Origin of the sequence: Amycolatopsis regifaucium (assembly GCF_001613935.1) — a bacterium.
Taxonomy (GTDB): domain Bacteria; phylum Actinomycetota; class Actinomycetes; order Mycobacteriales; family Pseudonocardiaceae; genus Amycolatopsis; species Amycolatopsis regifaucium.
In genome coordinates, this window is record NZ_LQCI01000009.1 from 62,364 (window position 1) to 76,084 (window position 13,721).

10 protein-coding genes are annotated in these 13,721 nt (G+C 69.7%); 5 read left to right on the plus strand and 5 right to left on the minus strand.

Annotation, left to right across the window (positions count from 1 at the left end; all coding sequences use genetic code 11):
• Positions 1–87 precede the first annotated feature (87 nt).
• A complete protein-coding gene (locus tag AVL48_RS10315; RefSeq protein ID WP_061987491.1) occupies positions 88–732 on the minus strand; it encodes an NAD(P)-dependent oxidoreductase in 645 nt (214 codons plus the stop codon).
• Positions 729–1,631, minus strand: a complete 903-nt coding sequence (locus AVL48_RS10320) for an EamA family transporter (protein WP_177242313.1) — start codon at positions 1,629–1,631, stop codon at positions 729–731. Before AVL48_RS10320 ends, AVL48_RS10315 begins: the two co-directional genes overlap by 4 nt.
• Positions 1,632–1,710: 79 nt before the next feature.
• Between AVL48_RS10320 and AVL48_RS10325 the strand changes: the two genes are divergently transcribed.
• The gene (locus tag AVL48_RS10325) at positions 1,711–2,595 is read left to right on the plus strand and encodes a LysR family transcriptional regulator (RefSeq protein ID WP_061987489.1); all 885 of its coding nucleotides are present in this window, start codon (positions 1,711–1,713) and stop codon (positions 2,593–2,595) included.
• Positions 2,596–2,721: 126 nt separating this feature from the next.
• On the opposite strand, the gene AVL48_RS10330 is transcribed toward AVL48_RS10325, so the two are convergent.
• A complete protein-coding gene (locus AVL48_RS10330; protein ID WP_061987487.1) occupies positions 2,722–3,576 on the minus strand; it encodes an NAD(P)-dependent oxidoreductase in 855 nt (284 codons plus the stop codon).
• 11 nt (positions 3,577–3,587) lie between these two features.
• Positions 3,588–4,463, minus strand: a complete 876-nt coding sequence (locus AVL48_RS10335; protein ID WP_061987485.1) for an NAD(P)-dependent oxidoreductase — start codon at positions 4,461–4,463, stop codon at positions 3,588–3,590.
• A 94-nt stretch (positions 4,464–4,557) separates the two neighbouring features.
• Here AVL48_RS10335 and AVL48_RS10340 point away from each other — a divergent pair, with 94 nt between their 5' ends.
• The 4 genes from AVL48_RS10340 (at position 4,558) to AVL48_RS10355 (ending at position 11,815) form a co-directional block, all read left to right on the plus strand.
• A complete protein-coding gene (locus AVL48_RS10340) occupies positions 4,558–7,746 on the plus strand; it encodes an ATP-binding protein (RefSeq protein WP_061987564.1) in 3,189 nt (1,062 codons plus the stop codon).
• 148 nt (positions 7,747–7,894) lie between these two features.
• The gene (locus AVL48_RS10345) at positions 7,895–10,468 is read left to right on the plus strand and encodes an FtsX-like permease family protein (protein ID WP_082857600.1); all 2,574 of its coding nucleotides are present in this window, start codon (positions 7,895–7,897) and stop codon (positions 10,466–10,468) included.
• A complete protein-coding gene (locus AVL48_RS10350; protein WP_061987481.1) occupies positions 10,461–11,153 on the plus strand; it encodes an ABC transporter ATP-binding protein in 693 nt (230 codons plus the stop codon). Before AVL48_RS10345 ends, AVL48_RS10350 begins: the two co-directional genes overlap by 8 nt.
• Positions 11,150–11,815 (plus strand): ABC transporter ATP-binding protein, encoded by a 666-nt coding sequence (locus tag AVL48_RS10355; RefSeq protein WP_167386373.1) that lies wholly within the window; start codon positions 11,150–11,152, stop codon positions 11,813–11,815. Before AVL48_RS10350 ends, AVL48_RS10355 begins: the two co-directional genes overlap by 4 nt.
• Before the next feature lie 87 nt (positions 11,816–11,902).
• On the opposite strand, the gene AVL48_RS10360 is transcribed toward AVL48_RS10355, so the two are convergent.
• The gene (locus AVL48_RS10360) at positions 11,903–13,546 is read right to left on the minus strand and encodes a tannase/feruloyl esterase family alpha/beta hydrolase (protein WP_061987479.1); all 1,644 of its coding nucleotides are present in this window, start codon (positions 13,544–13,546) and stop codon (positions 11,903–11,905) included.
• Positions 13,547–13,721: the final 175 nt, after the last annotated feature.

Consider the following 13,721-nt stretch of genomic DNA (forward strand, 5'->3'; position numbering starts at 1 on the left):
GCAAGTCGTCATCGAGAGCACGCTCGATGACGCGGTCAGGTTGTCTCAGTAAGGGCGAAGAAGTCGCGCAAGTCCGCATTTAGAGGACTAAATGCGGGAAGGGGCTGGATGCCCGTAACCGACTGTGAAGCGCTTTTCGTTTCCCGGCTGCTCCAGTTCGTCCACGACGGCGATCGCGAGGTCTTCGGCGGAGATCCGGGAGGAGCCGTCGGCCGCGGTGAGGAGGGTGGTCGTCCCACGGCGATAGGCACCGGTCCGGGTTCCGGGAGCGAGGACGGCGGGCGGACTGAGGTACACCCAGTCGCCCGCGTGCGCCTCGCATGCCCGCAGCTGTGTCGTGCTGGCCGAGGCGATGGTCCGCCATTCCGGCGGCACGAAGGCCGGGTCGTCGATGACGAGTCCGCCGGAGGGCGAGCGCAGTGGCCCGGCGCCGCCGACGACCAGCACGCGCGTGCCCGCCGCGGCATCGAGCAGGGCTGTAATGGTGCCGGCGACGGTGTCTTCCGCACCTGGAGCGGGCCTTGTCGCGCTCACGATGGCATCCGCACCGGCGAGGACGCCGCTCATGTGGTCGATGTCGGTGGCGTCGCCGCGTACGGCCTCGACGCCCGGGTGGAGAGTTCCGGGCAGGACACCGCGGAACACGGCCTTGACGTGGTGACCGCGAGCGACGGCCTCGCTGACGACACGGGAACCCACCATGCCCGACGCGCCGACGACGACGATCTTCATCGGACAGCACCTTCCCGCTTGGCCTTCGGGGTGATCTGCCCGGCGACGATCGAGGCCAGCGCGAGGGCGAAGCCGACGAGCTGGACCGGGCCGAGCGCCTGGCCGAGCAGGGCGGCACCGAGTACCGCGGCGACCATCGGCGAGAGCAGGCCGAGGACGGCGACCGAGGTGACCGGCAACGACGTGATGCCGCGGAACCACAGGACGTAGGCGAGCAGGCCGCCGATCAGACCGAGCCAGAGGTAACCGAGAGCCGCGTTCAGGTCGATGGCGGGCGGGGCGCCTTCGAGCAGGAAGGTCACCGGCACCAGGAACACTCCGCCCGCGGTGAGTTGCCACGCGGCGAACGCCGTCGGGCCGACCTCCGCCGGACGCCCCCATTTCTTGGTGAGCGTGACGCCGAGCGCCATGGTCGCGGCGCCACCCAATCCGGCGAGGACCCCGACGCTGTCGAAGCCCGCCGCGGGGCCGATCACGACCAGTCCGACGCCCACGATCCCGACGATTCCCCAGGCGAACCGCCACGCGGACGGGCTTTGCCGGAGGACGGCGACGGCGAGGGCGGCAACGAGGAGCGGCTGAGCCGCGCCGAGGGTCGCGGCGACTCCGCCGGGCAGCCGCTCGGCGGCGAGGAACAGCAAGGGGAAGAACATGCCGATGTTGAGAACGCCGAGTGCGGTGGCCTTCAGCCACCAGGTGCCGCGCGGGAGGGTGCGGGTGATGGCCAGTGCGATCAACCCCGCGGGCAGGGCGCGCATGAGACCCGCGAACAGCGGGTGCCCCGGCGGGAGAAGTTCGGTGGTGACCACGTAGGTCGTTCCCCAGACCACGGGAGCGAAGGCGGTCATCGCGGTGCCGGCGAGTCCGGCGGCGAGCGGTGTGGTCGTCAGCGTTTTCACGCTTCCCAGCTTCACCGCCGAGGATCAATGAGTCCAACACATGTTTGTCACTTGATTCATCGTGATTCAAGATAGGTCCATGGAGCTTCAGCAGATGCGATATGTCGTGGCAGTGGCGGAGACGAACAGCTTCACGCGCGCCGCGGAACGGTGCCTCGTCGTGCAGTCGGCGTTGAGTCACCAGATCGCCCGGCTGGAACGGGAACTGGGCGCGCGGCTCTTCGAGCGCACGAGCCGCCGGGTGCGGCTCACCGCCGCGGGCGAGGCGTTCCTCCCCGCCGCCCGCCAATGCCTCGACGCCGCCGAGCGAGCGGGAGCGGAGGTCGCCGCGGCCATCGGCGAGGTCCGGGGACGACTGACCGTCGGCGTCATCCCGACCGTCGCGGCGGTCGACGTCCCGGCCGCGCTGCAGACGTTCCACCGGCGGTACCCGCATGTCCGGATCGGCCTGCGGGTCGGCGCGAGCGGGCACCTGGTGGAACAGGTCAAGGACAACTCGATCGAGGTCGCTTTCCTTGGCCTCCCGGTGTCGGATCGGCCGGAAGGCGTCGCGACCTGCGAACTGGCCCATGACGAACTGGTCGCCGTGGTGGCGCCCGGTCACCCTCTCGCCGATGAGTCCGAAGTGGACTTGAACCGGCTCTCGTCGGAGGTGTTCGTGGACTTCCCGACCGGGTCGGCCGGGCGAGCGCAAACGGATCAAGCGTTCGCCGCCGCGAGAGTGACCCGGGAAGTGGCTTTCGAGGTGACCGCCGCCGATTTCATGGCGCGGCTCATCCACCAGGGGCTCGGTGTCGCGCTGCTGCCGTCGAAGTACGTGCCGAACTTGACCGGTGTGGTGGTCGTCCCGGTGACGGACGCGCCCGCGCGGATCGAGCATCTCGTCTGGAACCGGTTCACCGTCACTCCCGCGGCGAAGGCGTTTCTGGAGGTACTGGGTGTCGTGAGTGGTGAGGGCGACTAGACCCGAGCCCTCTCTCTCACATACTTGCTGGGGCGAAGTACATGATGGTCCCCTTCCTTGCGTCTAGCGCAAGGAAGGGGACCATCATGTACTGGGGAAGCCTTCACGGCGCGGCCGCAACCGGGCTCAGCCTTCCTTGATGACCTCGTAAAGGCTGGTCCACGAGCTACGCCCGTGCCCCGCGGCGATCGCTCGGTCGTAGTGCGATTTGATCGCTTCCGGCAGGGCGACGTCGATCCCGGCGTCCCGGCTCGCCTGGGCGATGTGGTCGGCGGTCGCGCCCATCATCGTCACGTTGGCCTCGTCGCCGGGGTGCTCGCCCGCCTCGACCTGCTTGGCGGCGTCCTCCAGGTAGTAGGCCATCATCGCGAAGTTGTCCTTGGCGTAGGGGACGAACTTCTGGACGGTCACCCCGGCCGAGCGGATCAGCGCGCTCGCGTGCAGGAACACCGAAAGCGAGGTCAGGAAAATGTCCAGCTGCGCCTGGTAGAACAGCTGTGCCAGCCGGACGTCCTCGCCGAGGAAGTCCGCCCGCCCGATCAGCGCGAGGGTGTCGCGGTGCTTTTCGAACACGTCCTCTGGTCCGCTGTAGAAGACGTACGCCTCCTCCTTGCCCACCAACGGAGCGGGCACCATCACGCCACCGGCGATGAACTGCCCGCCGCGGGCCTTGACCCAGTCGGCGGCCTCGCGGGTCTTCTCCGGGGTGTCCGAGCTGAGGTTGACGATCACCTTGCCCGCCAACGCTTCTTCGGCCCTGCCGAGGATGTCGTACATCGCCGCGTAGTCCGTGAGGCTGAGCAGCACCAACTCTGACGCCGCCACCGCGTCAGCCGGTGTCTCGGCGCGCACGGCACCCGCCGCGACGACGCCGTCCGCTCGGCCGGCGGTACGGTTCCAGACGGTCACGCCGTGCCCGTTCTCCAGAAGAACCCGGACCATGGCCTGTCCCATCGGGCCGAGCCCGATCAATGTGATCATTGTTCTTTCCTTTACTTCTTAAGTAGTTCGATGACGCCGACCAGGTCCTCGGCGCCGTGCCCGGCCGCGACCCGCTTGTCCATCAGCGGCTGGAGCGGGGCGAGCAGCTCGGCGCTGATGCCCTGTTCCTCGGCGGCCTTCGCCAGGTTCGGGAAGGCCGCGGCCTGCATTCCGATGTTCGAGACGACTCCGCGCTCATAGTCGCCGTCGTCGATCAGTTCGGCCGTGCGCTCCAGGAAGCCGCTCATCGCGTCCATCCAGCCGCGAAGCAGTGGAGCGAACTCCCTCGCTTTCACTCCGGCGGAACCGACCAGCGCGAAGGCCTGGATGACGCCGATGAAGTTGCCGTACATCCCGCTGAGGAGCGCGATGTCGTGCAGGGGCGCCAATCCGGGGTCTGCGCCGAGGTAGTTGACGCCGCCGAAGGTGTCGAGCGCGGTACGGGCCTGGCCGAAGACGGTGCCCGAGCCGCTGTAGAAGATGAACGCGCCGGGCGTGCCGATCATCGGCGGGACGGCCATGATTCCGCCGTCCAGGTACTCCGCGCCCAGTTCTTCGGCCCACGCGCTCATCTCGCGTGCCTGGCCGGGGGTGCCGTTGGTCAGGTTGATCAGCTGCCGTCCTTCGAGCCCGGACGCGACGGGGTCGAGGACCTCGTGCACCGAGTCGTAGTCGAGCAGGCAGGCGATCACGGTCTTGTTCGCCGCGAGAGCCTCGGACACAGTCGAAGCGACCGAAGCTCCCTTCGCCGCCACGCCCTCGGCGCGGCTCGCGGTCCGGTTCCACGCGGTGACGGGATGTCCCGCGGCCAGCAGTGCCTCTACGAGCGCGGTTCCCATCGCGCCCAGCCCCAGTACCGTGACCGGGGTCTTGCCGTGTTCGGTCATGGGACCACCGTGCCGCCGCCCGCGCACGGATCGCTGCGGGTTCACGCACGGCGCCATCGGAGGAATGTCGGTGGTCCGCGCTAACGTCGGTTCCGTGCGTTTCGGAGTGCTGGGACCACTCGCCGTGTGGACGACCGCGGGCGAGCCCGTCGTCGTGCCCGAGGCCAAGGTCCGCCTGCTGCTCGCCGCGCTGCTGAGCCGCGACGGCCGGGCGGCGTCGGTGTCGTCGCTGACCGATGATCTGTGGGGTGAGCATCCGCCGGGCAATCCGGGCAACACCTTGCAGACCAAGGTCTCTCAGTTGCGCCGCAGCCTCGAACGAGCCGAGCCGGGCGCTCGGGAACTCGTCACCCATCAACCCGCCGGATACGTCCTCGCCGTCGAAAAGGGCGACCTGGACGTCCACCGGTTCCGTGCCCTCACCTCTCGCGCTCGTGACGCCGTCGATCCTCGCGCTCGTGCCGCGTTGCTGGCGGACGCGCTGGCCTTGTGGCGAGGGCCCGCGTACGCCGGGTTCGAGGACGAACCGTTCGCGGTGGCCGCGGCACAGCGGCTGGAGGAGGAACGGCTGCTCGCCGAAGAGGACCGGGCCGAAGCCAGGCTCGCGCTCGGCGAACACGGCGTCCTCACCGGGGAACTGACCGGCCTTGTCGCCCGGCATCCGCTTCGCGAGCGTCTGCGCGGCCTGCTGATGCGCGCCCTGTACGCCGCCGGGCGGCACAGCGACGCGCTCGAAACCTACGCCGAACTGCGCACCCGTCTACGCGATGAGTCCGGTCTCGAACCAGGGCCGGAGCTGGCGGCTCTGCACCAGGCGATCCTCACCCGGAGTCCGGAGCTGGAAGGCGTCCGCGCCGCCGAGCCGGTACGCGGGAACCTGCCGGAGCCGCTGACCGAGCTGATCGGCCGGACGACGGCGGTCAAGGAGGTCGGCGCGCTGGTCACCGACACCCGGCTGGTCACCCTCACCGGACCGGGAGGGGTCGGGAAGACCCGGCTAGCCGTCGAGGCCGCGTCGACGCTCACGATGGCCGACGGCGTCTGGCTGGTCGAACTGGCCGGTCTGGACAACGTCGAGTGCCCGACGTGCCCGCCGGAAGACCTCGTCGCCGTCGTGCTGACGGCCGTACTGGACCTCCACGAGGAGGCCACTTCGGCGAACACCCTCACGCAGTCGCTGGCCGATGCTCTGCGCGAGAAGGAGATCCTGCTGGTCCTCGACAACTGCGAGCAGGTCGTCGAGCCCGTCGCCGCGCTGGTGGAGCGACTGCTCGCGGCGGTACCCCGGCTGCGCGTACTCGCCACCAGTCAGGAACCACTGGGACTCCCGGGCGAAACCGTGTGGGCGGTTCCACCGCTCGATCTGCCCGAGCAAGGCGACTTCGCCGCCGTTAGGGAATCCAGCGCCGTCCGGCTGTTCGCCGCCCGTGCCGCGGCGGCCGCCCCGGGGTTCGCGCTCGACGCGGAGAACGCCTCGGTGGTCGCCCGCATCTGCCGCACGCTGGACGGGATCCCGCTGGCACTGGAACTCGCCGCCACCCGGGTCCGGACGCTCGGCGTACACGAACTCCTCGCCCGCCTCGACGACCGGTTCGGCCTGCTGTCCTCGGGCAGGCGGGGCGGGCCGCGCCGTCAGCAGACGCTGCGCGCGATGATCGACTGGAGCTGGAGCCTGCTGAGCGAGCCCGAACAGACCGTGCTGCGCAGGCTCGCCGTCCACGCCGAAGGCTGCGGTCTCGATTCCGCCGAGTCGGTCTGCGCCGGTGGTGAGATCGCCTCCGGTGACGTGCTGGACCTGCTGTCCCGGCTCGTCGACCGATCGTTGGTGGTCAGCAGGCCCGGCAGACACGGCGAACCGCGGTACCGGCTGCTGGAGTCGGTGTCGGCATACGCCTTGGCACACGCCGAGGAGGCGGGCGAACTCGACGAGCTGTCCTTGCGGCACGCCCGTTTCCACGTCGAGCTGGCCGAGCGCGGCGACGCGGGATTGCGCGGCAAGGAGCAGCGGCGCTGGCTCGACAGGCTCGACGCCGAGGGCGCCAATACCCGGCGCGCGCTGGAAACCCTGCTGCGGCAAGGTGAACACCGGCTCGCGCTGCGGCTGGTGAACGCGATGACGTGGTTCTGGTTCCTCCGGGGACGGCTGACGGAGGCCCGGCGCTCCCTGAACCTCGTGCTCGACACGAATTCCGAGACCGAAGACGAACGCGCGCAGGCTCTGGGCTGGTGCGCCGGCATCGCGATTCTCGACGGCACCTGCACCGAGGGCACGGCGGAGGAAGCCGTGTGGGGCATCGTCGATCCCGTCGCGCGGGCCCGGGCACTGTGGTTCCTCGGCTATGCCTGGTCCACGGTCGGCGATCTGTGCCGGGCGGAGAAGCTCACGCTCGGCGCGCTGGAAACGGCCAGAGAGGTCGGTGACGACTGGAGCGCCGCGGCCGCGCTGAGCGACAGGGCCGGCCACCTGATCGCCGGAGGGGACCTCACCGGCGGAGGCCGGATGGCCGCACAAAGCGCCGGGATCTTCGACGACCTGGGCGAGCGCTGGGGCTGGCTGCAGGCGTCGTTCGTCCTCGGCATGCTCGCCGCGATCGCCGGGGACTACGAGCACTCGGCCCGTGTCCACCGGGAAAGCCTGCGCCGCGCGGAGGAACTGGAGTTATGGCCGGAGGTCGCCTACAAACTGTCGTGGCTCGGCCGGACTGCGCTGCTCACCGGCGATTTCGAGGGCGGAAAGGAGTTCCACGAGCGGGCCAGGGCCTTGGCCGTCGAGCACAGCTTCAAACCCGCGGAGGTCTACGCCGAGACAGGGCTCGCGCTCGGCGCGCGAAGGCAGGGGCTGCTCGACGAGGCCGAGCAGCGGCTGCTGTCCATTCTGGACTGGCATCGCCGGGTGGAGTCCGAAGCGGGCAGCACGCTGGTACTGGCCGAACTCGGGTTTATCGCCGAGCAGCGCGGTGACGCGGCGCGGGCGAAGCGGCTCCAACTGGACGGGCTGGCGATCGCCCGGCACAGCGAGGATCCCCGCGCGATCGCGCTCGGTCTGGAAGGGCTGGCCGGGGCGGAGGCTGCCGCGGGTGAGTATCACCGGGCGGCGCGGCTCCTGGGCGCCGCCGCAGCTTCCCGGGAATCGGCGGGTGCTCCCCTGCCGAAGGGCGAACGCGGAGACGTGGACCGGATCACCGGAGCTCTCGTCGCGGCGCTGGGAGAGAACGCGTTCTCCGCCGAAGTCGCGCTCGGCAAGGCGACTCCCGTCGACCGATTGGTGACAGACAGTCAATAGTCATCCGCCCGCATCACCACAATGGACCAAGGATTTACTTCACGCTCGCAACAAAGGGTGATTTCTTTCTGTTCCGGGGCCGTCCTGACCGGTAGCGTGCCTAACCATGCGGGTGAGGTGGGGGGCTCCCGGCGGGCCCAGAGTGACGATGCCATGGCGAGCGGCTCCACGGGCGGCACTGACCAGTCCCCTGACGTTGATCATCGCGGCGGTGACGGCCCTGCTCGCGTGTTTCCTGGGTACCGCCGCGGTTTTGCAGGCGTCCGCCGCAGGCGGCGCGGCCGTGGCGTACCAGTCGGGGATCGCCTGTCCGGACAGCTACGGCCCGGTCTTCAGCAAGGGAAACGTCCCCGTCGGCGCCGCGCCTGAGGTGATCGCCGCCGTCCAGCGTCATGCTTCCGCTCACGGTTTCGGGGCTCCGGTCACTTCGCGCTATACGCATGTGGTCCGCGGCACGGAATTCAATGGTGATTCGAACTACAAGGTCACACTGGGTTATCGGGATCAGACCGGTTTGGACCACCTGGAGCTGGCAGGCGGGTCGCGTGACGCGGGACTGTGGCTCGGCACCGTCGTCGCCGGTGCGGAGAAGATCGGCGTCGGCACCACACCGAAATACCAAGGCGCCGCACTGCCGCCGGTGACCGGGCTGTACCGCGACCTGCTCGACCCGGCACCCCGCTGGTGGTGTTCCCAGCAACGGAACGCCGTGGTGGACCGGCTGGCCAACGACCCGGTCGACTCGGTCATGTTCGCCACCGACGCCAAGACCTTCGACGACGCGGTCCGCGCGGTGGGTCTGCCGGTGATCAAGACCCTGTACCTGTCGTTCTACGAGATGCCGCCGAAAACGGTCAGCGAGGCCGAAGATCTGCTCGAACGGTCGAAGGCGCTGATCGCGGACGTGCAGGAGGATCTGGGCGCGCGCGGCCTGGGTGACGCGATCGTCGGGTCGCTGCCGTTCGAGCGGTCGGTGGTGATCAGCACTCAGGCCGAGTCGAACGTCCTCGTCTCGATCCTGCCGCTGGCGGCGATCAGCGTCCTGGTCGGTTGCGCCGGGATCGGCACGGTCGCCCTGCAATGGCACCAGCGGCGGCACGCGCAGCTCCGGCTCCTCTCGGCCCGTGGCAGCGGACCGGTGGCTCTTGGCCTGCTCGCGGTCGCCGAACTCGGGCTCCCGATCCTCGTCGGCGGGGTGGCGGGGGCGGTACTCGCGCGGCTGCTCCTCGGCGTCTACGGGCCACCGGGTGAACCGGACGGTGGAGCGCAACTGGTGGGCTTCCTCGTCGCGGGCGCGATCCTGCTCGCGTCGCTCGCGCTGCTGGCGGGCGTGATCGGCGTCCGCACGCATCGGGAGTTCGAACTGGGCCGGATCCGGTCCGGACGCCGCAAGGGCGTGAAGCTACTGGTGATCTTCCCGTGGGAACTGCTCACGGCCGGGGTGGCGCTGCTGGGCTGGAACCGGCTCGTCGACTACGGCAAGGCGTCCCGGATCGGCAACCCGCTCCCCCAGGTCGACCCGCTCGCGCTCACCTACCCGGTGTTCGTCGTGCTCACCGTCGGTCTGCTCGCCGCCCGGATGGCCTGGCTCGCACTGCACGCTTCTCATCGCGCGCGGCTGTGGTCGCGCCCGGCACTGCAATTGGCGATCCGGCGGCTCGCCAGTGCCCGCGCACCGGTCACCGGTGTGCTCGTGATCGGCACGCTGGCCATCGGCACGCTGGCGACCGGGATCGGAATCGCCCGCGGCCAGGAGGAGGCGCTGCACACCAAGTCGGCGATCTTCGTCGGCGCCGAAACCCGGGTGGACACCGAAAGCGTCATCGGCACCGGCAAGACCCCACTGCCCTCCCAGATCAGCGGCAGCAGCACGGTGGTCGGCGAACTGACCGGCACAGGCAGTGTCGTCCTGGTCGTGGATCCGCAGACCTTCCGGCGCGGGGCGGCGCTCGGCCCGCTCTCCGCCGACGAGGTCGACACGCTCCTGGGACGGTTGTCGACGCCGGGCGCCGGCGTCCCGGCCATCCGGATCGGGGACGACGCCGCCCAGAAGCCGGGATTACCCGCCGGGCTCGGCGACGCCAGGACGGTCGGCGAGCTGCCGATGTTCCCGATCATCGGCACCAAGGCCGGATACGTGATCTCGCGGGAATCGCTCAGCGCCGCGCAACTGACCACGGTACCGAAGTGGAGCCTGCTGTCCGCCTCACCGGTGGCGCAGCTGACCGAGGCGCTGACCGCGGCCGGGATCACGCAGCCCAACCGCATCACCCGCGAATCGGCACTCGACGCGCTCCCGTTCTACGTCGTGTCCTGGACGTTCTCGTTCATGGCGTTGCTCGGCGCCGTGCTCGGAGTGGTGGCCGTGCTGTCGCTGCTGGTCGCCGTCGAGGTCCGCAGACGCCAGAACGCCCTCGCCGGGGCGCTGGTCCTGCGGATGGGAATGCGGCCGCGCGCCCTGCTGGCGAGTCATCTGATGGAACTGGGCACGCTGAGCGGGCTCGCCGTGGTCATCGGTGTCGCCTGCGGGATCTCGGTCGCGGGCCTTTCCGTGCCGCGCTTCGATCCGGCGACGTTCCTCGCGCCGAGGTCGGCACTGCCCAACCCGACCCCGTTCGCCCTGACCGTGCTGGCCGTCGGTGTGCTCGTCGTGGCGCTGGCAGGCTGGATCGCGATGCGCTCGGTGCGCACCGCCCGGACCGCGGAGTTGATCCGTGCCTGAGAAACCGATCTTCCGGCTGAGCGGCATCGGCGTCGACTACCAGACCCCGGCAGGCACCGTCACCGGTGTCGACGACGTCACCATCGACATCCCTGCCCGCGGGATCACCGTGCTGGCCGGCCCGTCCGGTTCCGGCAAGTCCACCCTGCTGCGGACGCTCGGCCTGTTCGAACAGCCCGCGCGGGGCACGATCTCCTTCCAGGGCACCGAAACCGGCAAGCTGCGGCACCGCGACCGGCGCGCCCTGCGCCGAGATCACCTCGGCCTGGTGTTCCAGAGCCCGACCGACAACCTGCTCGCGTATCTGAGCGTCGCCGACAATCTCCGCGCGGCGGCGGAGTCGGCCGGAACGGAATGCCTGCCCGACGACATCCTCGAACAGCTGGGGCTGGGCGGTACCGGCGGCTGGCGGATCTCGGCGCTCTCAGGTGGGCAGCAGCAGCGGCTCGCGTTCGGCTGCACACTGGCCAGGCGCTCGACCGTCGTCCTCGCCGACGAACCGACTTCCCAGCTGGACGAGGGGTCGGCGGATCTGGTGCTCGACACGCTGAAGTACCTGGCGGACCAGGATTTCGCCGTCATCGTCGCCTCGCACGACGACCGGCTCATCGCACTCGGCAGCCGCGTCGCGCGGATGCACAAGGGCACCCTTGAGGGCGTCGAAGAACGGGAGGTCATGCCGTGACGGTGGAACCCGCCCTCGAGGCCGTCGGGTTGCGCCGCCGGTTCCCCCATCCCAGCGGGGACGTCGAGGTCCTGCGCGGGCTCGAACTGAGCGTGGCGGCCGGCGAGCTGGTCACCGTCTCCGGCCGGTCCGGTTCGGGCAAGAGCGCGCTGCTGGCCCTGTTGTGCGGCTTCGACTCGCCCGATTCGGGCAGCGTCTCGCTGGACGGCGTCCCGATAGCGGGCGCGCCGCCATGGCACACCTGCGCCGTTCTGCCGCAGGCACTCGGCCTCGCGAACGAACTCACGATCGCGGAGAACGTGGCACTGCCCCTGCGGCTCCGGTCCGACATCCCCAAGCCCAGCGCGAAGGACATCCACGCGCGGGTTTCGGAACTGCTCGAGGAACTCGGGATCGGTGAACTCGGCGACCGTTATCCGCTGGAAGTCTCGTTCGGTCAGCAGCAGCGGGTCGCGCTCGCCAGGGCGGTCAGCGGGCGGCCGCGGGTGCTGCTGACCGACGAGCCGACGGCGCACCTGGACGCCGGGAGCACGCCGCGGGTGCTGCGGTTGCTGCGACGCTGTGCCGCGGAGGGCGCCGCGGTGATCGTGGCGACGCACGACGACGAAGTGCACCGGATCGCGGACCGGCGGGTCCGCCTGCTGGACGGCGTTCTCTCGTAGCGGGCGCTCCGGTCGCGCGCGCAATGAAGGGGCCTTTCATCGCAAAATTTGCGATGAAAGGCCCCTTCATTGCGGTTCAGAACCGCGTCAAGGAGCGACTGGACCCGCTTTCCCGTAGAGACCGTTCCCCGCCCAGTTCACGATGTCCTGCGAAGGTCGCGAAGGCGGAACCGGTACGAAGTTCGCGGCGTCGTCGACGCTTCCGGTGCCGTCGTACCTGGCCTGCAGCGGATACGGGAACACCGGCCGCGTGCGGAAGACCTTGCCGTCGGCGTCGCGGCCGGTGGCGATCGTCCGGTCCGGCGCGGTGCCGCGTTCGACCCAGGAGACCAGTTCCTTCAGCGGGTCGTACTCGGTCAGCTTGTCACCCGTCGCGCAGTGGTAGAGGCCGGGCACCATGAACAGCCGCGCCCAGTTCCGCGTCGCGGCGAGACCGCCGTTGGCGCGGGCGAGCCGTTGGTAGTAGTCGATGCTTCCGGCCGCGGGGATCGCCTGGTCCGCCCAGCCGTGCCAGATCACGAGTTTCCCGCCGGAGCGCCGGAACTCGCCCAGGTCGGTCGACAGCGCGTTGGAGCGGACGCCTTCCGGGGTCAGCCGGTCGAATTCACGGGCGGTGAAGGCGAACTTCTCGACCGACGAATGCGGTGTCCCGATCGGGTAGGCCATGTACTTCAGGTAGTTGTCGGCGAGTGTGTGCGCGAAGGAGACGCCGCCGGTTTCCGGCGACGGGATGATCCAGCCGTACCAAGACAGTTCGGAGCCGACGGTCTGGCCACCCGGGTACAGCTTGCGGCCGCGTTCGTCGGTCGGTGGCGCGTAGATCTTCTTGGTGGCCTCGACCTGGGCGAGGGTGAGGCAGCCGGCGTTGTCGGTGCCCGGCGGGCAGGCGATCGTGGCCGGGTCGAAGCGGCAGGTGCGCGGGTCGTCGATGGCGCCGTCGCCAAGGCCGTCGGACTTGTCGCAAGTGGACACGGCGGCCGCGTGCAGAGCCGGGAGTTTGTCGGCGGTCAGGATCGGCTTGCCGTCCGCGCCGGTGTTCACCTTGGCCAGCCACGTCTGGTAGACGCCGAGCAGCGGACCCCAGTATCCGGCGGGCGCGCCGGCGATGATGCCGTCGAAGTCGTGCGGATAGCGCTGAGCCAAAAGGAGCGCTTCCCGGCCGCCGTCGGAGCAGCCGCTGAAGTAGGACTTCTTCGGCGGGGCGCCGTAGAACGCCGCGATGAGCCGTTTGGACGCCTTCGACACCACGTGCGGCGCCCGGAAGGCGAAGTCGTCGCGGGCGGCCTGGTCGTTCTCGGCCCATTTGCCGTCATCGACCACCGAAGGGCTCTTGCCGACGTGACCGTCGTCGGTGGCGGCGACCGCGACGTCGCCACCGTGCGGGAGGCCGCAGTCGGCGAACGGCGGGGTGCTGATCACGCCGCAGAATCCGCCGCAGCCGAACTGCAGGTAGCGTCCCGCGTAGGTCTTGGTCGGCAACCGTAGCTGAAACTGCACCGCCGGTTCGACGAAGCCGCGGACGTCGCAGTTCTCCGGTTCGGTCGCCGTCGCGGGCACGACGGTCGCGGTCTTGACGTGCGTGACCGCGCCGGGAACGTCGTAGGTCCGCACCAGATCGGCGCAGGTGCGCACCGGGCGGAAGGTCGTTTCACCGGCGGTGGCCGCCGGAGCCGTGAGTATCGAGCCTGTCGTGATGAGCGCTGCCACGCCGAGCATGGACAACCGCCGCATGTCCCCACCCCAAGTTTCCCGGATCGGCTTCAGTCGCGTTCTTCACCCTGGCCCCGCCCCCGCGGGTTGTCCACCGCGTTTCGCCGACATCCGGCTTGTCCAGTTCGGGTCAGGTTTGTCCGGGTGTCTTGACATCGATGTCACACGCGAGCTTTTCTCTCTTGGCGCCACCGGT